Here is a 23,361-nt window from a genome sequence, read left to right as displayed (position 1 = left end):
TGTTGTCCTCAGCTACCATCCATCTCATCAAACACCTGCTGTGCCAGGTGCATCGTGGCGTTAGCTGCGGGCAGGCCGCAGTAGAGCGCGGAGTGCATAATCAGCTCTTTTAACTCGTCGCGAGTGACGCCGTTATTAAACGCCGCGCGCAAATGCATTGTCAGCTCAGCTTCGCGGTTCAGGGCAATCAGCATCGCGATGGTAATCATGCTGCGGGTGTGGTGATCGAGGCCCGGACGGGTCCAGGTCTCACCCCAGGCGTAGCGGGTGATAAAATCCTGAAACTCCTCATTGAGCGGCGTCAGTTTTTGCAGAGTTTTATCAACATGGGTATCGCCAAGCACCTTGCGGCGCACTGCCATTCCCTGCTGATAACGCTGTTTATCTTCCATGCTGTTCTCCCTGGAAAAAACCCAACAACGCGGCGTTGAATGCCTTCGGTGCTTCGATATTCGATAAATGAGACGCTGCCAGTACCACCACCTGTGAGGTGGGGATCTGCTGATGCAGGAAGTTGGCGTCCGCTACCGTAGTGACAGGGTCACTTTCTCCGGCAATAATCAAAACGGGTAGCGGAATTTGCGCCACTTCAGCGCGAAGGTCGGCCGCCGCCAGCGCCTCGCAACAGTCCGCATAACCTTCTGCATTGCTATGGGTCAGTTGATGGCACAGGGCTTCCACCACTTCCGGCGTCTTCTGGCGAAATTCGTGGGTAAACCAGCGATCCGCTGATCCGGCAGCCACAACATCCATCCCCTCCTGACGAACCGCGCGGGCGCGCGATAGCCAGCTCGCCTGATCGCCGATACACGCTGCGGTGTTGGCGACTGCCAGGGCGTAAAAACGCTCAGGTGCAAAACGCCCCAGCCACAGTCCGGTCAGCCCCCCCATAGAAATACCGCAAAACCAGGCTTTATCAATATTAAGATGATCGAGCAGCGCAATCACATCTTCGCCAAGCTGCGTCAGCGTTACCTTTCCGCTTTTGCCGGTTTTACCATGACCGTGGGTATCATAGCGCAGGACGCGAAAATGCTGCGTTAGCGCCGCGAGCTGCGGCTGCCACATCGACCGGGTGGTTCCCAGCGAATTGGAAAGTACGATGACCGGCGCACCGTCCGGCCCGTCAATCTGATAATCAACCTTCATTACGTTGCTCCTTATAGCGCGCCATCACCTGACGCACGAAGAGTTCAGCGCTGCCGGTCGCCGTTGCCGGGTCCAGCAGTTGGGTTAAGCGGCTGGTGGAAAGATGCTCACTGACCAACGGATCGTTTTCCAGCACGCTCAGCAGCGAACGCGATTCATCCATCGCCTGACGACACAAGGCCTCAACCCGATGATGGGCTTCAGCTTTACCGATAAACTCCGCCAGCGTCAGGGTGACCGCTTCCGCCATAATCAGGCCATGGGTGATATCAAGGTTGGCGCGCATCTTATGCGCAAACACCTGCATTTCACGCACCAGTGCTTCACTTTGCACCATCGCGCCGCCGACGAGAGTGATCAGGTCCGGCAGCGTTTCCCACTCCGCTTGCCATCCGCCCAGCGCGCGCTCATGCTGCTGAATCTGGCCGGCATACAACGTTGCCACCAGTCCGGGCGTGCGTTGAGCTGCGGTCAAGATAGCCGCACAGGAGATGGGATTACGTTTGTGCGGCATGGTCGATGAACCGCCGCGACCTTCGGCGACCGGTTCAGCGACTTCGGCAACTTCGGTTTGCATCAGCAGGGAAAAATCATTGGCGAACTTACCAAGAGTGCCGCAAACACCCGCGTACCACGCCCCCACTTCTAACAGCCGATCGCGCTGGCTGTGCCACGGGGTATCGGGAAGGTTCAGGTCGAGCTTTTTTGCCAGCGCTGCGGCAACCTGCGGCGCTTGCGCTTTGAGCGAGTCAAGCGTGCCAGCGGCACCGCCAAATTGCAGCACCAGCACCCTTGATCGCATTTCACGCAGACGTATCTGCCAGCGCAGTAGCGCGTCGAGCGTTCCCGCCAGCTTCAGGCCAAAGGTCACAGGCAGTGCATGCTGCATCCAGGTACGCCCGGGCATCACCGTATGCTGATGTCGCTCGGCCTGGTTGGCCAGCGCATCGAGCAGGCGTTGTAAGACCGCGTCTGTTTCATTCAGCGCACCGCGTAGTTGCAGGACAAAACCAGTGTCGATAGCATCCTGGCTGGTCGCCCCCCAGTGAACATAACGCGCTGCGGCTTCATCGCGTTCTTTGACCCGCGAGGTCAGCTGTTTTACCAGCGGGATCGCCAGATTTCCCGCGCTGGCGGCAGCCTGCCCCAAAGCCGCAAAGTCAATTTGCTGATGCTGGCATGATTCGATAATCGGATTCAGCGCCGCCTGCGGCACCAGCCCGCATTCGGCCTGAGCGTGGGCCAGCGCGGCTTCAAAATCCAGCATACCCTGCACCCGCTGCGCATCGCTGAACCAGGCGGTCAGCGGGCTGGTGCGCATCATCGGGGTCAACAAACTCATTCTGGCTCCTTAAACGCGTTCAATAATCAGCGCGATCCCCTGACCGACGCCGATACACATAGTGCACAACGCATAGCGCCCGCCAGTCCGCCGCAGCTGATACGCCGCAGTCATCGCCAGACGCCCACCTGAGGCCCCCAGCGGATGGCCCAGCGCAATCGCGCCGCCGTTCGAGTTTACGTGCGCGGCATCGTCAGGCAACCCCAGATCGCGCGTCACCGCCAGCGCCTGGGCGGCGAAAGCTTCATTCAGCTCAATGACGTCCATTTGTCCAAGGGTCAGGCCGGTTTGCGCCAGAACCTTGCGCACCGCCGGTGCCGGGCCAAATCCCATAATGCGCGGCGCAACCCCCGCCGTCGCCACGCCGACCACCCGGGCTAGCGGTTGCAAATCATTCGCCGTAAGCGCCTGCTCGCTGGCGAGCAATAGCGCGCAGGCACCGTCGTTAACCCCGGAGGCGTTACCCGCCGTGACCGTGCCGTCAGCACGGACCACGCCGCGTAGTTTCGCCAGCACCTCTGCGCTAGTGCTGCGCGGGTGTTCATCCTGGGTAAATAGCAGCGCTTCACCCTTTCGCTGCGGGACCGAAACGGCGATCAGCTCGTCGGCAAAGCGCCCAGCCTCTTGCGCCGCCGCGGTGCGCAGTTGGCTACGCAGCGCAAATGCATCCTGATCTGCACGCGAAACGGCAAAATCACCCGCCACGTTTTCGGCAGTTTCCGGCATTGAATCAACGCCATACAGCGCTTTCATCTGCGAGTTGATAAAGCGCCAGCCAATAGTGGTATCTTCCATCTTCATTGTGCGGCTAAAGGCGATTTCCGCCTTACCCATCACAAACGGCGCGCGCGACATGCTTTCCACACCACCGGCAATCATCAGTTGAGTTTCGCCGCTTTTAATCGCACGCGCTGCGATGCCGATCGCATCAAGGCTGGAACCACACAGGCGGTTGACGGTGCTGCCCGGCACGCTTTCCGGCAGTCCGGCCAGCAGCAGCGCCATACGGGCGACGTTGCGGTTATCTTCGCCAGCCTGGTTAGCGCAGCCATAAATCACATCATCAATACGCGCTGGATCAAGGCCTGGGTTACGTTCCAGCAGCGCTTTTAGCGGCAGCGCCGCCAGATCGTCAGCGCGCATTGTCGCCAGCGTACCACCAAAACGACCGAACGGCGTACGCACTGCATCGCAGATAAATGCCTGATTCATCATAGGTTCCTTACGCGCTTTCCGCCAGTTGCTCGAAAGTCAGCGTCACCGGAGTGATGCGCTGCAGTTCTTCAAAAGAGAGGCCGTTAAAGATTTCCCGCACCACCGGGCCGTTCTCACTGATATCGATCACCGCCAGATCGGTATAGATGCGGCTGACGCAGCCAACGCCGGTCAGCGGATAGGTGCAGTGTTCGACCAGTTTGCATTCGCCATCGCGAGTCAGGTGATCCATCATCACGAAGACCTGACGCGCGCCGATAGCCAGATCCATCGCGCCACCGACGGCGGGAATGGCATCGGGCGCCCCGGTGCTCCAGTTCGCCAGATCGCCGCGGGCGGAGACCTGATAGGCTCCAAGGACGCAGATATCCAGGTGGCCTCCGCGCATCATGGCGAAGGAGTCACCATGGTGGAAATAACAACCGCCCTGAAGCAGGGTCACATACTCTTTCCCGGCGTTAATCAACTCTGAGTCCTCTTCCCCCGGCTGCGGTTTCGGCCCCATCCCAAGCAAGCCGTTTTCGCTGTGCAGGAACACTTCTTTATCCGCCGGAAGATAGTTAGCAATACGGGTCGGTAAACCGATCCCCAGGTTGACGTAAGCACCTTCGGGTATATCGCGGGCCACGCGCTGGGCCATCTCATCGCGAGTCAGTTTTTGCATAATGGGTTCCTCAGGCGCTTTTGGCAGCAATCAGGTTTTCCAGGGAATAGACGCGCTGGACAAAAATGCCCGGCGTAATAACGCTTTCCGGATCGAGCTCACCCAGGGCGACCAGTTGCGAGACTTCCACAATGGTGGTTTGAGCGGCGGTCGCCATGATCGGGCCGAAGTTGCGCGCCGCTTTGCGATAAACCAGGTTGCCCCAGCGATCGCCCTGATGGGCTTTAATCAACGCGAAATCTGCTTTGATGGGATATTCAAGAACGTAATGACGGCCGTCGATCTCGCGGGTCTCTTTACCCTCCGCCAACGGCGTACCGTAACCCGTAGGAGTAAATACCGCACCGAGACCCGCGCCTGCCGCCTGAATGCGTGCCGCCAGATTTCCCTGCGGCACCAGCTGCAGCTCCACTTTGCCGCGGCGATAGAGATCGTCAAAAATCTGTGAATCCACCTGGCGCGGGAACGAGCAAATCATCTTGCGCACCCGCCCGGCTTTCAGTAACGCCGCGAGGCCCACTTCGCCGTTACCCGCGTTATTGTTAATGATGGTTAAATCACGAGCCCCCTGTTCTATCAGAGCATCTATCAGGTACGTCGGCTGACCGGCGGGGCCAAAACCGCCAATCATAATGGTCGCCCCGTCGTGGATCCCAACGATGGCATCACTTAGCGTCGACACGCTTTTATCAATCATCAGGTCGCTCCTGTATGTGCGGTAATCGCACTTTTATTCGTTGTTCGCACAAAATGTGACCCGCTTAACGATGCTGGTCAAGGGCGATAATCGAAATATGGTGCGATAATCGAACATCGTATATCTTTAGCGAAAGAATGTGATCGATGGCAAATACGGAGACGAAAATGGAGAAACATCCAGACGATTTACTGACGGGCGATAGCGATCCGTTTAAGGGCGATCCGAACTTTATGGCTTCGTTGGCGCGCGGGCTGGAAGTGATTCAGGCCTTCACCCCACAGCGCCCACTGCTGTCCATCTCGCAAATCAGCCAGAAGACCGGTATTCCGCGTGCGGCGGTGCGTCGCTGCCTGTATACCCTGAGCAAATTAGGCTTTGTTTACGCCGAGGATGGCAAAAATTTCCAGCTGCGCCCGAGGATTCTGGCTCTGGGGCACGCCTGGCTGGCCTCCACGCCGCTGGCGCGTTCGGCGCAGCCGGTACTGAAGCATTTAAGCGAAATGCTTAATGAGTCCTGCTCTATCGCGACACTTGATGGCGACGACATTCTCTATATCGCCCGCGCATCCAGCTCGCGAATTATGACCATCGATTTGGATATTGGCAGCCGCTTGCCCGCCTGGGCGACCTCAATGGGCCGTGTGCTATTGAGCCACCAGCCGGAAGAGAAGCTCAACGATATGCTGGGTCGGGTGACGATGATTCGCTATACCCCGCAAACCGTCGATTCGGTAGCGAAACTGCGTGCTGAACTTAAACGCGTTCATCAACAAGGCTACGCGCTTAACGATCAGGAGCTGGAAATGGGGCTACGCTCGCTGGCGGTGCCACTGTTTAACCCGCAGGGGCAAATTCAGGCGGCGCTTAACGTCGGCGTTCATGCCGGGCAGGTTTCAACGCGTGAGATGCTGGAAAGAGTTTTGCCCGAGCTGCAAAAAGCGGCCCGGGAGCTGACGTTACTGATGCGCTAGCGGCTGCGTTTAGCGTGGCGCTCCCAGTTTTCCTGTTTTGCCTCGGCAGATTTGCGCAGAGCGACGTAGCACGCGCCGCTGCCGCCGTGGTGCCCTAACGCGGTACAAAAGGCCTGAACCTCCGGCAGTTCCACCAGCCAGCGCGCCAGGTAACTACGAATGATATTGGCATGAGCATTATCATCGCGCCCTTTGCCATGAACGATCAGCAAATTGCGCAGCCCCTCCTTCTGCGCCTGAATCACAAAGGCGAACAGCAGTTGTCGGCACTGTTCAACCGGCTGACGCAGTAGATTCAGGCTCGCCTGCTGGCTGTATTTGCCGCGTCGCAGTTTATCCAGCACCCCGGATTGCAGCCCTTCGCGCTTAAACTCCAGCGCGGTGGCTAGCGGCACAATATCGAGATAGCCGGTGGTGAGACAGTTATCAAGCTGCAGGGTGTCTACCCGTTGTACGGGGCGAGCGTTACGCTCGGGATGCCAGTGAACGTCGTTATTGCGCTTCAGAGGCTGTACGTCCTCCATAGCGCCAAGAAATAGGGATTTGTCGTCAAGATTCATGCGCGTTCCTCCAGCTACTACCGGGGATTACTATAGCGGCGACGCACTGCGCCCTCAATCCGTTTACGTTGTTTTACCGCCAGAGATGTTTATCTTTTGGAGGTATAGTTGCCCGCGCGGGCCACGTGGTATCTTGTTGGCCTCATACAAGGGAAGAGGAATAACGATGCTGACGCTGCTGCAGGACAAAATCGATACCCCAATGGGGCCGCTGTGGATTATTTGCGACGAGCAATATCAACTACGCGCCGTGGAGTGGGAAGAGCATAGCGATCGCATGGAGCAACTGCTGGATGTGCACTATCGCCACGAAGGTTACCAGTGCGTTGCCGCCGTAAATCCGGGTGATTTAAGCCGTAAGCTCGCCGACTATTTTGCAGGCGATTTGAGCATTATCGACACCCTTCCTACCGCTACCGCAGGCACGCCGTTTCAACGTGAAGTCTGGAAAGCGCTGCGCACCATACCCTGCGGTCAGGTCATGCACTATGGCCAGCTCGCGGAAACGCTGGGTCGGCCAGGCGCTGCGCGCGCGGTCGGTGCCGCGAACGGATCTAACCCAGTCAGTATTGTGGTGCCCTGCCATCGCGTTATCGGGCGCAACGGCACCATGACCGGATACGCTGGCGGCGTACAACGAAAAGAGTGGTTATTGCGCCACGAGGGGTATTTGCTTCTTTGACCGTATGTGCCTTTTCTGGAATCTTCCGGGAATTTTACAATCCCATACGTTCCGACAACTCATTCGTAATCAAGCAGATAAGAGGGATAATTGATTTACCCTCTTAATATTACGTGTTTCAGAGGTTCGAGGCTTACCTGCTCACCAAAAAGATGTTAAAATTGACCAATATCAATTAAACGCCTGAGCAGACTTATGATCCCGGAAAAGCGAATTATACGACGCATTCAGTCTGGCGGTTGTGCAATCCATTGCCAGGATTGCAGCATCAGCCAGCTTTGCATCCCTTTTACTCTGAACGAGCATGAGCTTGATCAGCTTGATAACATCATCGAGCGGAAAAAGCCTATCCAGAAAGGACAGACCTTGTTCAAAGCCGGTGATGAGCTGAAATCGCTGTATGCAATTCGTTCTGGCACAATCAAGAGTTACACCATCACTGAACAGGGTGATGAGCAAATTACCGGTTTTCACCTGGCGGGCGATCTGGTGGGTTTTGACGCCATCGGCACCGGCCACCACCCGAGCTTTGCTCAGGCGCTGGAAACCTCAATGGTCTGCGAAATTCCTTTCGAAACCCTGGACGATCTTTCCGGCAAAATGCCGAATCTGCGCCAGCAGATGATGCGTCTGATGAGCGGCGAGATCAAAGGCGATCAGGACATGATCCTGTTGCTTTCCAAAAAGAACGCAGAAGAGCGCCTGGCGGCCTTTATATATAATCTCTCCCGTCGCTTCGCTCAACGTGGTTTCTCCCCACGTGAGTTCCGTCTGACCATGACCCGTGGCGATATCGGTAACTATCTGGGTCTGACGGTGGAAACCATTAGCCGCCTGCTGGGGCGTTTCCAGAAAAGCGGTATGCTGGCGGTCAAAGGCAAATATATCACCATCGAAAATAGCGACCTGCTGGCACAACTTGCCGGTCAGGCCCGCAACGTCGCCTGATAACTCTTCTGTTACTGGGCCAGATTGCGAATTTTTTTCTAATTTGTTGATCTGGCCAGGCACATCCCCTGTTTCATTTCATCCATATAGGTTATCTTTTTAATTACGAACTGTGGTTACAGTTGTAAGGAGACCCTGTATGGCAAAGTATCAGAACATGCTGGTAGTAATTGACCCCAATCAGGACGACCAGCCTGCATTGCGGCGTGCGGTGTATCTGCACCAAAGGATTGGTGGACGCATCAAAGCCTTTTTGCCGATCTATGATTTTTCCTATGAGATGACCACCCTGCTATCCCCTGATGAACGCACGGCCATGCGCCAGGGCGTTATCAGCCAGCGTAGCGCCTGGATCCGCGAGCAGGCCAAATTTTATATTGATTCCGGTGTTCCCATCGACATCAAAGTGGTGTGGCACAACCGTCCCTTTGAGGCCATTATTCAGGAAATCATCAGCGATAAGCATGATTTAGTCCTGAAGATGGCGCACCAGCACGACCGGCTGGAAGCGGTCATTTTCACCCCGACAGACTGGCATCTGCTGCGCAAATGTCCATGTCCGGTGTGGATGGTCAAAGATCAGCCATGGCCGGAAGGCGGTAAAGCGCTGGTGGCGGTCAACCTCGCCAGCGAAGAGAATTACCACAACGCGCTCAATGAGAAGCTGGTAAGAGAAACGATTGAACTGGCGGAACAGGTTAACCATACCGAGGTCCATCTGGTGGGTGCTTATCCGGTAACGCCAATCAATATCGCGATTGAACTGCCTGATTTTGACCCCAGTATCTATAACGACGCCATTCGCGGTCAGCATCTGCTGGCGATGAAAGCGTTACGCCAGAAATTCAGCATTGATGAAAGCCGTACCCACGTTGAGAAAGGTCTACCTGAAGAGGTGATTCCCGACCTGTCTGAACATCTGCAGGCGGGGATTGTGGTGCTGGGTACCATCGGGCGTACCGGGTTATCGGCGGCCTTCCTCGGCAATACAGCCGAACAGGTTATCGATCACCTGCGCTGCGACCTGTTGGCATTGAAACCGGATCAGTACCAGACGCCGGTTGAACTGGATGACGACGAAGACGATTAGCCAGCGCTTAAATAGACTGTAATAAAAACTATCCCCTGCCTGCGCGGGGGATTTTTTATGTTCAAGACAAAAATAAAGGGCCCTTTATGGCCCCTGTCATCAACAGCAAATGTCGGTAACGAAACGTTAGTGGATACCTAAACGCCAGGCGTGATCGATCTCTTCTTTAAGCTCCATGGATGAGAGCGCCATTAAGTCGGCAAACTCCAGCTCCAGCAGTTTTAGCTTTTTCAGGTACTGCGCAGGGGTTAAAACGGCGGGGTCACGACGCAGAAATTCGATGGCCAATTGCGTGGGGGTTAACTCGGTATCCATAATATCCTCAGTTTGGTGGGAAAACGAACTGAGTATAACACTGCGGACTGACTATTTTATGAGCAATTAATGGCTTCGTCATGCATATGAAAAAGCCGTCTCAGAAGAGACGGCTTAAGAAGTAAACGTTTTAAATTAAACGCTTTACATTACAAAGATTTGAGAATTGCATCGACGCTGGCTTTGGCATCACCAAACAGCATGTGGGTGTTTTCTTTAAAGAATAGCGGGTTCTGTACGCCAGCGTAGCCGGTGTTCATCGAACGTTTAAAGACAATCACATTCTGCGCTTTCCACACTTCCAGCACCGGCATACCGGCGATCGGGCTGTTTGGATCGTCCAGCGCGGCCGGGTTAACGGTGTCGTTCGCGCCGATAACCAGCACGGTGTCGGTATCGGAGAAGTCATCATTGATTTCATCCATCTCCAGCACCACGTCGTAAGGCACTTTCGCTTCAGCCAGCAGCACGTTCATGTGACCTGGCAAACGCCCGGCAACCGGGTGAATACCAAAGCGCACTTTGATACCGCGCGCGCGCAGTCTCTCAGTGATTTCCGCTACCGGATACTGTGCCTGCGCTACCGCCATGCCGTAGCCTGGGGTGATGATCACCGAGTGCGACTCTTTCAGCATTTCTGCCGTTTCTTCAGCACTGATTTCGCGATGTTCGCCCACTTCTTCATCACCACTGGCAGCCGTACCATCGGTACCGAAACCACCTGCGATCACGCTGAAGAACGAACGGTTCATCGCCTTACACATGATGTAAGACAGAATCGCACCGGAAGAACCGACCAGCGCACCGGTCACAATCAGCAGGTCGTTGCTGAGCATAAAGCCCGCCGCCGCTGCCGCCCAACCGGAGTAGGAATTCAGCATTGAAACCACGACCGGCATATCTGCACCGCCGATAGAGGCCACCAGGTGCCAGCCAAATGCCAGCGCGATAACGGTCATCACCAGCAGGCACAGAACCTGCATGCCTACGCTGTCGGTACGAACAAACACCACCAGCAGCAGGAAAGAAACCACCAGCGCCGCCAGGTTCAGCTTGTGGCGATTCGGCAGCATCAGCGGTTTGGAGGACATCTTGCCGCACAGTTTGCCGAACGCGACAACGGAACCGGTAAAGGTCACCGCACCGATGAAGATGCCGAGGAACACTTCGGTCAGATGAATATTGACCAGAATTTGTTCCATGCCGGTTTCATGCTGCAGATAGCTGTTAAAGCCTACCAGCACCGCCGCCAGACCTACGAAGCTGTGCAGAATCGCTACCAGCTCCGGCATTTCGGTCATTTCAACTTTCTTCGCCAGACGAATACCAATGGCGCCACCGATAACCATCGCCAGCAGGATCCACGCGACGTTGCTGCTGTCCGGCCCCAAAATGGTCGCCACCAGCGCAATCGCCATCCCGGCAACACCGTAGTAGTTGCCCTGCTGAGAGGTTTCGTGTTTAGACAGGCCTGCCAGGCTAAAAATAAACAGGATCGCGGCAACAATGTATGCAGCTGTAACTAATCCACCAGACATTTGTTACCCCTTATCCTTTGCGGAACATTTTCAGCATGCGCTGAGTGACGGTGAAACCACCAAAAATATTAATGCTGGCGATCAGCACCGCGATAAAGCTCAGGAAGCTAACCCAGCCGCCGTGGCCTATCTGTAGTAATGCTCCGACGACGATGATGCCTGAAATAGCATTTGTCACCGACATCAGCGGCGTGTGCAGCGCATGAGAAACGTTCCACACGACGTAGTAACCCACCACGCAGGAGAGCGCAAAAACGGTAAAGTGGCCCAGGAACTCTTTCGGCGCCACGCTTGCCAGCCAGCCAAAAAGGATAATCGCCAGCGCCATCAACGCGTACTTGCGCAACGGTGAGCTCGGTTTCGCCTCAGCTTTTGGTGCTTCAACCTTCTTCGCTGCCGCCTGCGGTTGAGCAGAAACCTGAATGGGCGGTGCGGGCCAGGTGACTTCACCCTCGCGAACCACGGTAACGCCGCGGATAACGACATCATCAAAATCGATAACGACATTGCCGTCTTTCTCTTTACAGAGCAGTTTAAGCAGGTTGACGAGGTTGGTGCCGTACAGCTGTGAGGACTGAGTCGGTAAACGGCCCGGCAGGTCGGTATAGCCGATGATCTTCACGCCGTTAGCGGTCGTTACCACTTGACCCGATACGGTGTATTCACAGTTTCCGCCGTTTTGCGACGCCAAATCGACCACCACGCTGCCAGGTTTCATGGAGTCAACCATTTCGCGGGTAATCAGCTTCGGTGCGGGTTTGCCCGGAATCAGCGCCGTGGTCACGATGATATCAACGTCTTTCGCCTGGGCGGCAAACAACGCCATCTCAGCTTTGATAAAGGCTTCAGACATGACTTTGGCATAGCCATCGCCGCTGCCCGCTTCCTCTTTAAAATCCAGTTCCAGGAACTCGGCGCCCATACTCTGCACCTGTTCTTTAACTTCCGGACGGGTATCGAACGCGCGGACGATCGCGCCGAGACTGTTTGCAGCACCAATGGCCGCCAGGCCCGCAACCCCTGCCCCGATAACCATCACCTTGGCGGGAGGAACTTTACCGGCGGCGGTGATCTGCCCGGTAAAGAAGCGACCAAACTGGTGAGCGGCTTCGACAATCGCACGATAACCGGCGATGTTAGCCATTGAACTTAACGCATCCAGCGACTGGGCGCGGGAAATACGCGGCACCGAGTCCATTGCCATCACGTTAATGTTACGCGCCGCCAGTTTTTCCATCAGCTGCGGGTTTTGCGCAGGCCAGATGAAACTGATCAGCGTCGTGCCGGGGTTAAGCAACGGGATCTCATCGTCATCCGGCGCGTTAACTTTCAGAATGACATCTGACTGCCACACGTCATTACCACTAACAATCTCTGCCCCGGCCTCAACAAAAGCCTCGTCGTCGAAACTGGCCAGTTTACCGGCGCCGCTTTCTACCGCGACGTTAAACCCGAGTTTCAGCAGTTGCTCCACCGTTTTCGGCGTGGCGGCTGCCCGGGTTTCCTGGGCTAGTCTCTCTTTTGGTACACCAATACGCATAGTTTTCCCTTCCATCGGTTTTTGATGATGGTTTACTTTTCTCACAAACGACCGTCCGGTGGCGAAAGAAAGCGCGACCTGACATATGTCTGAAAAAATGAAACAGTAACAAACTTTTTATAACCTACTGAAAATACCGACTGTGATCTACAGCGATAAAACAGAAATTTTGATTTTATTGGTAAAACTCACGGCTAACCGTGTCAGGCAGCAATATTTACCTCATTTTCACGCCAACACCTGATAATTCGCCTGGATGATGGGTTAATTCGCCATTTATTACCATCCGGAACATCACATTAACATTACGTTAACTTATGAAAGCGATATGGATTATCGATTTTGCTGGTCAAGCGGCTGTTTTTTCCACATATCGAAAAATGTTATATTTCTGCACTATACGTTTCGGGCGACAACTGAAAATTGACGCAGACAGTCACTTACGATAAATGCAATAATCAAACGTTTTCAGTCAACAACAATACCAGTACATGGTTTGCGCAAGGCAAAGGATTATTTTTATGAAGCTTAAGAACTCACTCCTGGCGTCTGCTCTTCTGGCTACGACCGCGTTGTCTGCGCATGCAGCGACCGAGCTGACTCCAGAGCAGGCGGCAGCGCTGAAGCCCTACGACCGCGTAGTGGTCACCGGCCGTTTTAACGCCATCGGCGACGCGGTGCAGGCGGTTTCCCGTAAAGCGGACAAAGAAGGCGCAGCTTCCTTTTATGTTGTCGACACGTCTGATTTTGGCAGCGGCGGCAATTTGCGCGTAACGGCAGATTTCTATAAAGAAAACGCCCCGCAGGCCGATGCGCCAAAAAATCGCATTATCAACGGCGTCATGGAATTGCCTAAAGACCAGGCCGTTGAGCTGGAACCGTTTGATACCGTCACCGTCCAGGGCTTCTACCGCAGCCAGCCGGAAGTCAACGACGCTATCACCAAAGCGGCGAAAGCCAAAGGCGCAGCCTCATTCTTTATCGTGCGCCAGGTTGATGCTAACCAGGGCGGCAACCAGCGCATTACCGCTTACGTCTATAAAGCGGATGCCAAAAAACGCGTCCTGCAAAGCCCAGACGCGATCCCGGCTGATTCCGAAGCCGGTCGCGCAGCGCTGGCCGAAGGCGGCGACGCGGCCAAAAAAGTTGAAATTCCAGGCGTTGCTACCACCGCAGCCGTGGGTTCAGGTACTGGCGTAGGTCGCTTCTTTGAAACGCAATCCTCTAAAGGCGGGCGTTACACTGTCACGCTGCCGGATGGCACTAAAGTTGAAGAAGTGAACAAAATCACCGCCGCACAGATGGTTCCTTATGACAGCATCAAGTTCACCGGCAACTACGGTAACATGACTGAAATCTCTTACCAGACGGCAAAACGCGCAGCGAAGAAAGGCGCGAAGTACTATCACATAACCCGTCAGTGGCAGGAACGTGGTGGCAACATCACCATCAGCGCCGACCTGTACAAATAACAGTTCCCCAACTGAATAAAAAGGCGACACTTTGTCGCCTTTTTGTTTTTTTTCATTTCTCTCCATTGCATGCATACAAAACACTCCGTAAAATCCCGCGCCTTAGCGCAATCCTCCATTTTTATGCGATTTCGCAAAATAAATATTCTTAGCTTTATGGTTATCACCTCGGGAATGCAATGGATAAGAAACTGGGCCTTAGCGCCCTGACCGCGTTGGTACTCAGCTCGATGCTGGGTGCAGGTGTATTCAGTTTGCCGCAGAACATGGCGGCCGTCGCCAGCCCTTCCGCTCTGCTTATCGGCTGGGCGATTACCGGTGTGGGAATTCTGTTTCTTGCCTTCGCCATGTTGCTGCTGACCCGAATTCGCCCCGAACTCGACGGCGGCATTTTTACCTACGCTCGCGAAGGTTTTGGTGAGCTAATTGGCTTCTGTTCTGCATGGGGCTACTGGCTGTGCGCGGTTATCGCTAATGTCTCCTATCTGGTTATCGTTTTCTCAGCGCTGAGTTTCTTTACCGATACTCCGGAACTGCGCCTGTTTGGCGATGGCAACACCTGGCAGTCTATCGTGGGGGCTTCCGCACTGCTGTGGATCGTGCATTTCCTGGTCCTGCGCGGAGTGCAAACGGCGGCGGGCATCAACCTGGCCGCAACGCTCGCTAAGCTATTGCCGTTGGGCGCGTTTGTCGCGTTGGCCGCCATCGCGTTTCGCCTGGAGACTTTCCGGCTCGATTTTAGCGGTCTGGCGCTAGGTGTACCGGTGTGGGAGCAGGTGAAAAACACCATGCTGATCACCTTGTGGGTGTTTATCGGCGTTGAAGGCGCGGTAGTGGTTTCCGCCCGCGCTCGCAATAAACAGGACGTAGGACGCGCCACGCTGCTGGCGGTGCTGTCAGCACTGGCAGTGTATTTGCTGGTGACGCTGCTCTCTTTGGGCGTGGTTCCGCGCGCTGAACTGGCGGAAATTCGTAATCCCTCAATGGCCGGGCTGATGGTCAGAATGATGGGGTCATGGGGCGAGATTGTTATCGCCGCGGGGCTGATTATCTCGGTTTGCGGGGCGTATCTGAGCTGGACAATAATGGCCGCGGAAGTCCCTTTTCTGGCGGCAACACATAAAGCGTTTCCGCGCCTCTTCGCCCGGCAGAATAAAAATAACGCACCGTCGGCTTCGTTGTGGCTCACCAATATTAGCGTGCAGGTTTCACTGGTGTTGATCTGGCTCACCGGATCGGATTACAACACGCTACTGACTATCGCTTCCGAGATGATTCTGGTCCCCTATTTTCTCGTTGGCGCGTTTCTGCTGAAGATTGCGGTCCGCCCGCTGCATAAGGCTGTGGGTGTCGGAGCCTGCATTTATGGCTTATGGTTATTATATGCGTCCGGCCCTGTGCATTTGCTGATGTCGGTGATACTTTACGCCCCGGGTCTTCTGGTTTTCCTGTATGCCCGTCGTACACACCAGCACGATCGCTCGCTCAAACGCCGTGAATTGGCATTAATTGGTTTTTTGCTGGTTGCCGCCGTACCGGCAACGTGGATGCTGGTGGGGTAAGCGGTTGCCCTGCCGCTGAACTCAAAGGAGATACCCATGGCTGAAATCCAGCCTCGCCCGATTCTGATAACAGGCGGAGGTCGTCGTATTGGCCTCGCCCTGGCCCACCATTTTTTGACACAACAACAGCCCGTTATCATCAGCTACCGCACGTACTATCCGGCTATCGATGCTCTGCGTGAAGCCGGGGCCATCTGTTTGCATGCGGATTTCAGTACCGACGAAAACATTCTGGCTTTCGCTGAAGAGGTAAAAGCGCACGCCAGCAGCGGTCTGCGAGCCATCATTCATAACGCCAGCGGCTGGATGGCGGAAAAGCCGGGAATTGCGTTAACCACGGTGCTTGCCAGCATGATGCAAATTCACGTCAACGCGCCCTACCTGCTTAACCATGCGCTGGAAAGCCTGCTGAGCGGTCACGGCCATGCTGCCAGCGATATTATTCACATCACCGATTACGTCGTGGAACGCGGCAGCGATAAACATATTGCCTACGCCGCCAGTAAGGCCGCGCTGGATAATATGAGCCGCTCGTTTGCCCGCAAGCTGGCACCGGAAATTAAAGTCAACGCCATTGCCCCATCGCTTATCCTGTTTAATGAAGGCGACGATGCAGAGTACCGTCGACAGGCGCTGGACAAATCGCTGATGAAAATTGCCCCGGGCGAAAAAGAGATTATCGACCTTATCGAATATCTATTCAGTAGTAGCTATGTGACTGGCCGCTCATTCGCCGTCGACGGCGGCCGTCATCTGCGTTAGTGAAAGCGGCTCCAGCCGATAATTAACAGCCACGCGCAAAGACTCCAGCACACGACAGCGCCTGCCAGAGCAAACGGCAGGCGCATCACCCCGGTGAAATACCACAGCGAAAGCAGATAGATAAAGTACGGAATGATTGACCACATGCCGAACACAATGGTAGTCCGCAGCGCTTCAATGCCCCGTTCGCTGGCGACGATATAGTGTGCAATCAGCGCGAAGGTAGGAAAGAGTGGAATTAACCCGGCGATATAGTAATTTTTCGTTTTGGACAGTACGCCGATCAGGACAACCACCAGCGCCCCGAGCAGCGCTTTAATCAACAACCCCATTCCTTTTGCCTTAACATTTAAACAACAAGTACCCGCAGCATAACGGAAGAACATTTGTTTATAAAAGAGTAATGGCAGGTAAATTAATCGCAGTGTATGTTAGCCCTTTTACATATACGCATAAAATATGAATAAAATCGTTTATGTTGAGGATGAGCCGGAAGTTGGTGCGCTCATCGCCGCTTATCTGGGAAAACACGATATGGATGTCATCGTGGAGCCGCGTGGAGACCGGGCGGAAGAAGTCATCGCTCGAGAAAAACCGGATCTGGTGCTGCTGGATATCATGTTACCCGGTAAAGACGGCATGACGCTGTGCCGGGATTTACGCGGCCAGTGGCAGGGCCCAATCGTGCTGCTAACCTCTCTTGACAGCGATATGAACCATATTTTATCGCTCGAAATGGGTGCCAGCGATTATATTCTGAAAACCACTCCACCCGCCGTACTGTTGGCTCGTTTGCGCCTGCATCTGCGTCAGCACATCACCACGCCAGCAAGCGGAGTGCCTTCTTCGCTCACACCGCATAAAGCCATCACGTTTGGGTCCCTGAGCATCGACCCGGTTAATCGCCAGGTGATGCTCAGCGGCGAAAGCATCGCACTGTCCACAGCAGACTTCGATCTACTGTGGGAGCTGGCAACCCATGCTGGACAAATTATGGACCGCGACGCTCTGCTGAAAAACCTGCGCGGCGTGACCTACGACGGAATGGACCGCAGCGTTGATGTCGCTATCTCGCGGTTGCGCAAAAAACTACTCGATAACGCGACAGAACCGTATCGCATCAAGACGGTGCGCAATAAAGGCTATCTGTTCGCCCCGCACGCCTGGGATAATTAATTTACGGGTCTGGCTATGAAGAAGCTGTTTGTGCAGTTTTACCTGCTGCTGTTCGTCTGTTTCCTGGTGATGACCATGATGGTCGGTCTGGTGTATAAATTCACCGCCGAGCGCGCAGGCCGTCAGTCGCTGGACGACCTGATGAAAAGCTCGCTGTATCTGATGCGTAGCGAGCTGCGGGAGATCCCGCCCCGCGACTGGAGTAAAACTCTCAAAGAACTGGACCTGAATCTTTCCTTCGACCTGCATATCGAACCGATCAGCAAATTTAAGCTCTCGGAAAATTCGATGCAGCATCTGCGCGCCGGGGATATTGTTGCCCTTGACGATCAGTACACCTTTATTCAGCGAATTCCGCGCAGCCACTATGTCCTTTCTGTTGGCCCGGTGCCCTATCTCTATTTTCTTCACGAGATGCGGCTACTGGATATCGCGCTGATGGCTTTTATCGCTATCTCATTGGCCTTCCCGGTCTTTATTTGGATGCGCCCCCACTGGCAGGACATGCTGCGTATCGAGACTGCTGCCCAGCGCTTTGGTGAAGGACATCTGACCGAGCGGATTCATTTTGACAGCATGTCCAGCTTTGAGCGTCTGGGCGTGGCGTTTAACCAGATGGCCGATAACATCAATGCGCTCATTGCCAGCAAGAAACAGTTGATCGACGGTATCGCTCATGAACTGCGCACACCGCTGGTTCGTCTGCGCTATCGCCTGGAGATGAGCGAGAATCTGACTGAAGCGGAATCGCTGGCACTAAATCGCGATATTGGCCAACTGGAAGCCTTGATTGAGGAGCTGTTGACCTACGCCCGTCTTGACCGCCCGCAAAACGAACTGAAGCTCACCACGCCCAACTTCCCGGCGTGGATCAGCGCTCACATTGAAGACATTCAGATGGTTAACCCACAGCGTGAGGTGACGCTGAGCAAGGTCATCCCCGGAAATTATGGCGCGCTGGATATGCGCCTGATGGAACGCGTGCTGGATAATCTGGTCAACAATGCCCTGCGCTACAGTCACCAGCGGATTCAAGTGAGCCTAACGCTAGAAGGCTCGCGTGCGACGTTGTGGGTAGAAGACGATGGGCCGGGAATTGCGCCAGATGAAAGGGAGCGGGTTTTTGAGCCATTTGTCCGCCTCGACCCCAGCCGTGACCGCGCCACCGGCGGCTGCGGTCTCGGCCTGGCTATCGTGCACAGTATCGCCCAGGCGATGGCCGGAGAGGTTCATTGCGGCGCCAGTCCATTGGGCGGGGCAAGTTTCTGTTTTAGCTGGCCTATCTACCACCAGTTGCCTGATTTTACCTCTACCTGATTAGCCCTTGCGCAGATGCCGAGGCCTGCGTATAGTTAAAAAAACATCTAGTATGTTGTAACTAAGGTGGAAAATATGGCTAGCTATGACCTTGTTGACCGTTTGAATGACACCTTTCGTCAGTTGGAGCGAGAACTCCTGGCACTGCGGCAGTCCTTGAGTGCTTGCCGCCTGCTGGCTGCCCGGGTATTTGAGTTACCGCCGGTGAGCAAAAATGCCGAACACCAGCCGTTGGACGCGATCAATGTGGTTCAACATACCGGCAAAACTGCGCTGGAGATGGCGCTCAGCCACTATAGCCACTTGTTTATCCAGCAGCAGTCGGAAAGTCGCAGCAGTAAGGCTGCCGTGCGTTTGCCAGGGGCGATTTGTCTGCAGACTGATATCGACGAGCAGGCCGAATTATTGCGCCAAATCACCCATATCAATGCCCTCAAAGCGACCTTCGAGAAGATTGTCACCATTGATTCAGGACTCCCCAGCGCCGCGCGCTTCGAGTGGGTCCACCGCCATCTTCCAGGCCTGATTACCCTCAGCGCCTACCGCACGCTGACACCATTGCGTGATCCGAGCACCATCCGTTTCGGCTGGGCTAATAAGCATGTGATTAAAAACCTGACCCGCGATCAGGTGCTGGTGCAACTGGAGAAAAGCCTGCAATCGCCGCGCGCGGTTCCACCTTGGACTCGCGAACAGTGGCAAAGCAAGCTGGAACGGGAGTATCAGGCTATTGCCGCCCTGCCGCAGCGGGCAAAACTTAAAATCAAACGGCCGGTGAAGGTGCAGCCCATCGCCCGGGTCTGGTATACCGGGGAGCAAAAGCAGGTGCAATACGCCTGCCCCGGGCCGCTGATTACGCTGATATCCGGCACCAAAGGCGTGAGCGTGCCGGACCTGGGGGAATTGCTGAACTATGATGCCGATAACGTGCAGTACCGCTATAAACCGCAGGCACAGTCGCTCAGGTTATTGATCCCGAGGCTGCACCTGTGGCTGGCTAGCGAGTAGCCATGCTGCCGACCATTTCTTCAGGGCGCACCCAGCTATCGAACTCAGCTTCTGTCAGGTAGCCGAGCGCCAGCGCGGAAGCTTTCAGGGTGAGCCCCTCTTTATGCGCTTTTTTAGCGATTTCCGCCGCCTTGTCATAGCCGATATGGGTGTTGAGCGCTGTCACCAGCATCAGCGACTCATTGAGTAACTGACTGATGCGCTCGCGCTCAGGCTCGATCCCTACCGCACAGTGTTCATTAAAGCTCTCTATGCCGTCGGCCAGCAGGCGCACGGATTGCAGGAAGTTGTGGACAACCATCGGGCGATAAACGTTAAGCTCGAAGTTACCCGACGCGCCGCCGATATTCACCGCCACATCGTTACCCATCACCTGACAGCACAGCATGGTCAGGGCTTCGCACTGAGTCGGGTTGACCTTACCTGGCATAATCGACGATCCCGGTTCATTTTCCGGAATGGAGATTTCCCCAATTCCGCAGCGAGGACCGGATGCCAGCCAACGCACATCGTTGGCGATTTTCATCAGCGAGGCGGCCAGACCTTTTAGCGCCCCATGAGCATGCACCAGCGCATCAACGGTCGCCAGCGCTTCAAATTTATTCGGCGCGGTAACAAACGGTTGACCGCTGATGCTCGCCAACTCCGCCGCGACCCGCACCGCATATTCCGGATGCGTGTTCAGACCTGTCCCGACCGCAGTCCCGCCCAGCGCCAGTTCCGTCAGATGCGGCAGGCCGTAGTCGATGTGTTTGAGGCTGTGTTCAAGCATCGCGACCCAGCCTGAAATCTCCTGGCCAAGGGTCAGCGGCGTGGCGTCCTGTAGATGAGTACGGCCAATTTTGACGATATCGTTGAAGGCAACGGATTTATCGTGGAGAGTCTTTTTCAGCACATTAAGCTGGGGGATCAGCTTTACGCGTAGGGCAATAACCGCCGCCACGTGCATCGCCGTCGGGAAAACGTCGTTGGAACTTTGGCTTTTATTGACGTCATCGTTAGGGTGAACTTTACGCTCCATCCCTCGCACGCCGCCGAGCAGTTCACTGGCACGGTTAGCCAGCACCTCGTTCATATTCATATTACTCTGGGTACCGGAACCGGTTTGCCAGATGGCTAGCGGAAACTCGTCGGGATGCTTGCCCGCCAGCACTTCATCAGCGGCCCGAATAATGGCATCAGCTTTCTCTGACGCCAGCAGGCCGAGGTCGTGGTTCACTTTCGCCGCCGCGCGCTTGGTCAGCGCCAGCGCATAGATAAGCTCGCCCGGCATTTTTTCCGTCGAGATGCGGAAATGTTCCAGCGAGCGCTGGGTTTGCGCGCCCCATAGTTTTTCTGCGGGCACGTCAATCGCGCCCATTGAGTCTTTTTCACTGCGATGCGTTGTCATTACTTTCTCCTTGAATTCAAAGTGTGTAATAGCGACAAAGCTCTCTTGCTTAAAGCGTTAAGTATTGGTCAGATTTATAAGTTGTTTTAGTGGAATGTGCCGCTAAAGGGCATAAAAAAACCGCCCCGAGGGGCGGCTGAGATCATTTCACACAGCGAGTGCATTGCGAACTCTGGATCTGCTGGAAGAAGTCATTGCCTTTGTCATCCACCAGGATAAACGCCGGGAAGTCTTCAACTTCAATTTTCCAGATAGCTTCCATCCCCAGTTCCGGGTAGGCCACGCACTCCAGGCTACGGATGCTCTGCTGCGCGAGCACCGCCGCCGGGCCGCCGATGCTGCCTAGATAGAAACCGCCGTGCTTATGGCAGGCGTCGGTGACCTGCTGGCTACGGTTACCTTTCGCCAGCATGATCTTGCTTGCACCGTGCGCTTGCAGCAAGTCAACGTAAGAGTCCATGCGGCCAGCGGTGGTTGGTCCAAGGGAACCGGAAGCGTAGCCGTCCGGGGTTTTCGCCGGGCCCGCGTAGTAAATCGGATGATCTTTCACGTACTGCGGCAGCTCATCGCCGTTATCGAGAATCTCTTTCAGCTTCGCGTGGGCGATATCGCGCGCCACGATAATGGTACCGCTCAGCGACAGGCGGGTCGACACCGGATACTGCGACAGTAGCGCCAGTATGTCGCTCATCGGCTGGTTAAGGTTGACCTTAACCGCTTTGCCCTCACCGGCCTGACGCAGATGCTCCGGAATATATTTACCCGGGTTGCTCTCCAGTTTCTCCAGCCAGATCCCTTCGCGGTTGATCTTCGCTTTGATATTGCGATCTGCCGAGCAGGAAACCCCCATACCCACCGGGCAGGATGCACCGTGGCGCGGCAGACGTACGACGCGAATATCGTGAGCGAAGTATTTACCACCGAACTGCGCGCCGAGGCCGAGGTTCTGCGCTTCCAGCAGCAGTTCTTGCTCCAGTTGAATATCACGGAAGGCCTGACCATGCTCGTTACCTTCGGTTGGCAGACCATCGTAGTACTTGGTTGAGGCCAGCTTAACGGTTTTCAGCGTTGATTCCGCCGAAGTGCCGCCAATGACAAAGGCAATATGGTACGGTGGACAGGCAGCGGTTCCCAGGGTACGCATCTTCTCGACGAGATAGTTCTTTAGTTTTGCCGGCGTGATCAGCGCCTTAGTTTCCTGATACAGATAGGTTTTGTTGGCCGAACCGCCGCCCTTTGCTATGCAGAGGAATTTATACTCCTCACCATCAGTGGCGTAGAGATCAATTTGCGCAGGCAGGTTAGTACCGGTGTTCACTTCTTTATACATATCCAACGGCGCGTTCTGCGAATAGCGCAGGTTATCCTGGATATAGGTGTTGTAGACGCCCTGCGCCAGTGCCGCTTCATCGCCGCCACCGGTCCACACGCGCTGGCCTTTTTTGCCGGTGATAATCGCGGTGCCGGTATCCTGGCAGGTCGGTAGCACACCTTTAGCGGCGATGTCCGAGTTGCGCAGGAACTGTAGCGCCACGTATTTATCGTTTTCGCTGGCTTCAGGGTCGTTGAGGATATCGGCGACCTGCTGCTGATGAGCCGGGCGAAGCATAAAGGAGGCGTCGTGGAAAGCGTGTTGTGCCAGTAGCGTTAGCGCCTGAGGTTCAACTTTCAGAACTTCCTGGCCGGCGAATTCGGCGACGGAGACGTAATCACTGCTGAGGAGGTAATACTCGGTATCGTCCTTTTTCAGTGGAAAAGGATCCTGATATACAAACGGTTTATTCGACATTGTGCTCTCACTTACTGCTTGGCTGATTATATTTCAGGCAGACACTCCATTTGCCCGTAGAAAAGCGAGTCGATCGATTTTACACAATTTCTTAACAAAAACTGAGACCAGGACGACTTTTTCTTCGCGCCGGTTGCTTATCGGGCGTTTGCTGGTTTAATAGAGCCATTA

The 23,361-nt window shown here is 55.0% G+C and carries 23 protein-coding genes; 10 read left to right on the top strand and 13 right to left on the bottom strand.

What is annotated here, in order from left to right; translation table 11 throughout:
* Window positions 1-8: 8 nt before the first annotated feature.
* Genes pcaC through QVF11_RS12790 form a run of 6 tightly spaced genes read right to left on the bottom strand, consistent with a single transcriptional unit; the run spans window position 9 to window position 5,067 of the window.
* Entirely contained in the window at window positions 9-392 is a 384-nt protein-coding gene (gene pcaC, locus QVF11_RS12815) for a 4-carboxymuconolactone decarboxylase (protein ID WP_112214354.1), read from the bottom strand.
* Window positions 382-1,149, bottom strand: a complete 768-nt coding sequence (pcaD, locus tag QVF11_RS12810) for a 3-oxoadipate enol-lactonase (RefSeq protein ID WP_287857275.1) — start codon at window positions 1,147-1,149, stop codon at window positions 382-384. The genes pcaC and pcaD overlap by 11 nt, the downstream gene beginning before the upstream one ends.
* Window positions 1,139-2,491 carry a 3-carboxy-cis,cis-muconate cycloisomerase gene (locus QVF11_RS12805; protein ID WP_287857273.1) on the bottom strand — a complete coding sequence of 451 codons (1,353 nt, stop codon included), beginning with the start codon at window positions 2,489-2,491 and terminating at the stop codon, window positions 1,139-1,141. The genes pcaD and QVF11_RS12805 overlap by 11 nt, the downstream gene beginning before the upstream one ends.
* Window positions 2,492-2,500: 9 nt before the next feature.
* On the bottom strand, window positions 2,501-3,703 hold the full coding sequence (gene pcaF, locus QVF11_RS12800; protein ID WP_287857335.1) for a 3-oxoadipyl-CoA thiolase: 1,203 nt from the start codon (window positions 3,701-3,703) through the stop codon (window positions 2,501-2,503).
* A 10-nt stretch (window positions 3,704-3,713) separates the two neighbouring features.
* Window positions 3,714-4,370, bottom strand: coding sequence for a 3-oxoacid CoA-transferase subunit B (locus QVF11_RS12795; RefSeq protein ID WP_112214358.1), 657 nt, complete (start codon window positions 4,368-4,370; stop codon window positions 3,714-3,716).
* A gap of 10 nt (window positions 4,371-4,380) precedes the next feature.
* On the bottom strand, window positions 4,381-5,067 hold the full coding sequence (locus QVF11_RS12790) for a 3-oxoacid CoA-transferase subunit A (protein ID WP_287857262.1): 687 nt from the start codon (window positions 5,065-5,067) through the stop codon (window positions 4,381-4,383).
* Between the two features lie 167 nt (window positions 5,068-5,234).
* Between QVF11_RS12790 and QVF11_RS12785 the strand changes: the two genes are divergently transcribed.
* Entirely contained in the window at window positions 5,235-6,041 is an 807-nt protein-coding gene (locus QVF11_RS12785) for an IclR family transcriptional regulator domain-containing protein (protein ID WP_110274033.1), read from the top strand.
* Here QVF11_RS12785 and smrA read toward each other — a convergent pair.
* Window positions 6,038-6,601, bottom strand: a complete 564-nt coding sequence (gene smrA, locus QVF11_RS12780; protein WP_112214360.1) for a DNA endonuclease SmrA — start codon at window positions 6,599-6,601, stop codon at window positions 6,038-6,040. The genes QVF11_RS12785 and smrA overlap by 4 nt on opposite strands.
* A 166-nt stretch (window positions 6,602-6,767) precedes the next feature.
* Here smrA and ogt point away from each other — a divergent pair, with 166 nt between their 5' ends.
* The 3 genes from ogt (at window position 6,768) to uspE (ending at window position 9,321) form a co-directional block, all read left to right on the top strand.
* Window positions 6,768-7,283, top strand: a complete 516-nt coding sequence (gene ogt / locus QVF11_RS12775; protein WP_287857259.1) for a methylated-DNA--[protein]-cysteine S-methyltransferase — start codon at window positions 6,768-6,770, stop codon at window positions 7,281-7,283.
* Between the two features lie 195 nt (window positions 7,284-7,478).
* Window positions 7,479-8,231: a fumarate/nitrate reduction transcriptional regulator Fnr gene (fnr, locus tag QVF11_RS12770; RefSeq protein WP_004102577.1), complete on the top strand. Its 753-nt coding sequence runs from the start codon at window positions 7,479-7,481 to the stop codon at window positions 8,229-8,231.
* 139 nt (window positions 8,232-8,370) lie between these two features.
* Window positions 8,371-9,321, top strand: a complete 951-nt coding sequence (gene uspE / locus QVF11_RS12765; RefSeq protein ID WP_112214362.1) for a universal stress protein UspE — start codon at window positions 8,371-8,373, stop codon at window positions 9,319-9,321.
* Between the two features lie 126 nt (window positions 9,322-9,447).
* On the opposite strand, the gene QVF11_RS12760 is transcribed toward uspE, so the two are convergent.
* The 3 genes from QVF11_RS12760 to pntA form a co-directional block, all read right to left on the bottom strand.
* Window positions 9,448-9,636 carry a YdiH family protein gene (locus QVF11_RS12760; protein ID WP_112214363.1) on the bottom strand — a complete coding sequence of 63 codons (189 nt, stop codon included), beginning with the start codon at window positions 9,634-9,636 and terminating at the stop codon, window positions 9,448-9,450.
* Between the two features lie 149 nt (window positions 9,637-9,785).
* The gene (pntB, locus tag QVF11_RS12755; RefSeq protein WP_112214364.1) at window positions 9,786-11,174 is read right to left on the bottom strand and encodes a Re/Si-specific NAD(P)(+) transhydrogenase subunit beta; all 1,389 of its coding nucleotides are present in this window, start codon (window positions 11,172-11,174) and stop codon (window positions 9,786-9,788) included.
* A 10-nt stretch (window positions 11,175-11,184) separates the two neighbouring features.
* Window positions 11,185-12,714 carry a Re/Si-specific NAD(P)(+) transhydrogenase subunit alpha gene (gene pntA / locus QVF11_RS12750; RefSeq protein WP_112214365.1) on the bottom strand — a complete coding sequence of 510 codons (1,530 nt, stop codon included), beginning with the start codon at window positions 12,712-12,714 and terminating at the stop codon, window positions 11,185-11,187.
* Window positions 12,715-13,235: 521 nt separating this feature from the next.
* Between pntA and ydgH the strand changes: the two genes are divergently transcribed.
* From ydgH to folM, 3 genes are all read left to right on the top strand, one after another.
* Window positions 13,236-14,186: a DUF1471 family protein YdgH gene (gene ydgH / locus QVF11_RS12740; RefSeq protein WP_112214366.1), complete on the top strand. Its 951-nt coding sequence runs from the start codon at window positions 13,236-13,238 to the stop codon at window positions 14,184-14,186.
* A 179-nt stretch (window positions 14,187-14,365) separates the two neighbouring features.
* On the top strand, window positions 14,366-15,748 hold the full coding sequence (locus QVF11_RS12735; RefSeq protein WP_287857255.1) for an amino acid permease: 1,383 nt from the start codon (window positions 14,366-14,368) through the stop codon (window positions 15,746-15,748).
* 36 nt (window positions 15,749-15,784) lie between these two features.
* Window positions 15,785-16,510, top strand: a complete 726-nt coding sequence (gene folM / locus QVF11_RS12730; RefSeq protein ID WP_287857253.1) for a dihydromonapterin reductase — start codon at window positions 15,785-15,787, stop codon at window positions 16,508-16,510.
* Here folM and QVF11_RS12725 read toward each other — a convergent pair.
* Entirely contained in the window at window positions 16,507-16,842 is a 336-nt protein-coding gene (locus tag QVF11_RS12725; RefSeq protein WP_004119621.1) for a GlpM family protein, read from the bottom strand. The two genes, folM and QVF11_RS12725, sit on opposite strands and share 4 nt — an antisense overlap.
* Window positions 16,843-16,969: 127 nt before the next feature.
* Between QVF11_RS12725 and rstA the strand changes: the two genes are divergently transcribed.
* The 3 genes from rstA to tus all read left to right on the top strand — a co-directional run bounded on the left by rstA (window position 16,970) and on the right by tus (window position 20,011).
* The gene (rstA, locus tag QVF11_RS12720) at window positions 16,970-17,686 is read left to right on the top strand and encodes a two-component system response regulator RstA (protein ID WP_287857251.1); all 717 of its coding nucleotides are present in this window, start codon (window positions 16,970-16,972) and stop codon (window positions 17,684-17,686) included.
* Window positions 17,687-17,701: 15 nt separating this feature from the next.
* The gene (gene rstB, locus QVF11_RS12715) at window positions 17,702-19,003 is read left to right on the top strand and encodes a two-component system sensor histidine kinase RstB (RefSeq protein WP_112214370.1); all 1,302 of its coding nucleotides are present in this window, start codon (window positions 17,702-17,704) and stop codon (window positions 19,001-19,003) included.
* 75 nt (window positions 19,004-19,078) lie between these two features.
* The gene (tus, locus tag QVF11_RS12710; RefSeq protein WP_287857248.1) at window positions 19,079-20,011 is read left to right on the top strand and encodes a DNA replication terminus site-binding protein; all 933 of its coding nucleotides are present in this window, start codon (window positions 19,079-19,081) and stop codon (window positions 20,009-20,011) included.
* On the opposite strand, the gene fumC is transcribed toward tus, so the two are convergent.
* Together fumC and fumA are read right to left on the bottom strand one after the other, a co-directional pair.
* Window positions 20,001-21,401 carry a class II fumarate hydratase gene (gene fumC, locus QVF11_RS12705; protein WP_287857246.1) on the bottom strand — a complete coding sequence of 467 codons (1,401 nt, stop codon included), beginning with the start codon at window positions 21,399-21,401 and terminating at the stop codon, window positions 20,001-20,003. The genes tus and fumC overlap by 11 nt on opposite strands.
* Before the next feature lie 142 nt (window positions 21,402-21,543).
* Window positions 21,544-23,190, bottom strand: a complete 1,647-nt coding sequence (fumA, locus tag QVF11_RS12700) for a class I fumarate hydratase FumA (RefSeq protein WP_287857244.1) — start codon at window positions 23,188-23,190, stop codon at window positions 21,544-21,546.
* Between the last annotated feature and the right edge of the window lie 171 nt (window positions 23,191-23,361).

The sequence above is a fragment of the Klebsiella sp. genome (assembly GCF_027492335.1).
GTDB lineage: Bacteria > Pseudomonadota > Gammaproteobacteria > Enterobacterales > Enterobacteriaceae > Klebsiella > Klebsiella huaxiensis.
Note: the sequence above shows the minus strand (reverse complement) of the source record. Positions and strands in the feature narration are given on the sequence as shown.

Excerpts from the sequence above, each read along its gene's own strand:
- QVF11_RS12725 (WP_004119621.1), bottom strand. The coding sequence starts at position 16,842 with ATGGGGTTGTTGATTAAAGCGCTGCTCGGGGCGCTGGTGGTTGTCCTG.
- pntB (WP_112214364.1), bottom strand. The coding sequence starts at position 11,174 with ATGTCTGGTGGATTAGTTACAGCTGCATACATTGTTGCCGCGATCCTG.
- ydgH (WP_112214366.1), top strand. The coding sequence starts at position 13,236 with ATGAAGCTTAAGAACTCACTCCTGGCGTCTGCTCTTCTGGCTACGACC.
- pcaC (WP_112214354.1), bottom strand. The coding sequence starts at position 392 with ATGGAAGATAAACAGCGTTATCAGCAGGGAATGGCAGTGCGCCGCAAG.
- smrA (WP_112214360.1), bottom strand. The coding sequence starts at position 6,601 with ATGAATCTTGACGACAAATCCCTATTTCTTGGCGCTATGGAGGACGTA.
- folM (WP_287857253.1), top strand. The coding sequence starts at position 15,785 with ATGGCTGAAATCCAGCCTCGCCCGATTCTGATAACAGGCGGAGGTCGT.
- uspE (WP_112214362.1), top strand. The coding sequence starts at position 8,371 with ATGGCAAAGTATCAGAACATGCTGGTAGTAATTGACCCCAATCAGGAC.
- ogt (WP_287857259.1), top strand. The coding sequence starts at position 6,768 with ATGCTGACGCTGCTGCAGGACAAAATCGATACCCCAATGGGGCCGCTG.
- rstA (WP_287857251.1), top strand. The coding sequence starts at position 16,970 with ATGAATAAAATCGTTTATGTTGAGGATGAGCCGGAAGTTGGTGCGCTC.
- tus (WP_287857248.1), top strand. The coding sequence starts at position 19,079 with ATGGCTAGCTATGACCTTGTTGACCGTTTGAATGACACCTTTCGTCAG.
- fumA (WP_287857244.1), bottom strand. The coding sequence starts at position 23,190 with ATGTCGAATAAACCGTTTGTATATCAGGATCCTTTTCCACTGAAAAAG.
- pcaD (WP_287857275.1), bottom strand. The coding sequence starts at position 1,149 with ATGAAGGTTGATTATCAGATTGACGGGCCGGACGGTGCGCCGGTCATC.
- fnr (WP_004102577.1), top strand. The coding sequence starts at position 7,479 with ATGATCCCGGAAAAGCGAATTATACGACGCATTCAGTCTGGCGGTTGT.
- pcaF (WP_287857335.1), bottom strand. The coding sequence starts at position 3,703 with ATGAATCAGGCATTTATCTGCGATGCAGTGCGTACGCCGTTCGGTCGT.
- QVF11_RS12760 (WP_112214363.1), bottom strand. The coding sequence starts at position 9,636 with ATGGATACCGAGTTAACCCCCACGCAATTGGCCATCGAATTTCTGCGT.
- QVF11_RS12795 (WP_112214358.1), bottom strand. The coding sequence starts at position 4,370 with ATGCAAAAACTGACTCGCGATGAGATGGCCCAGCGCGTGGCCCGCGAT.
- QVF11_RS12735 (WP_287857255.1), top strand. The coding sequence starts at position 14,366 with ATGGATAAGAAACTGGGCCTTAGCGCCCTGACCGCGTTGGTACTCAGC.
- fumC (WP_287857246.1), bottom strand. The coding sequence starts at position 21,401 with ATGACAACGCATCGCAGTGAAAAAGACTCAATGGGCGCGATTGACGTG.
- pntA (WP_112214365.1), bottom strand. The coding sequence starts at position 12,714 with ATGCGTATTGGTGTACCAAAAGAGAGACTAGCCCAGGAAACCCGGGCA.
- QVF11_RS12805 (WP_287857273.1), bottom strand. The coding sequence starts at position 2,491 with ATGAGTTTGTTGACCCCGATGATGCGCACCAGCCCGCTGACCGCCTGG.
- QVF11_RS12785 (WP_110274033.1), top strand. The coding sequence starts at position 5,235 with ATGGAGAAACATCCAGACGATTTACTGACGGGCGATAGCGATCCGTTT.
- rstB (WP_112214370.1), top strand. The coding sequence starts at position 17,702 with ATGAAGAAGCTGTTTGTGCAGTTTTACCTGCTGCTGTTCGTCTGTTTC.
- QVF11_RS12790 (WP_287857262.1), bottom strand. The coding sequence starts at position 5,067 with ATGATTGATAAAAGCGTGTCGACGCTAAGTGATGCCATCGTTGGGATC.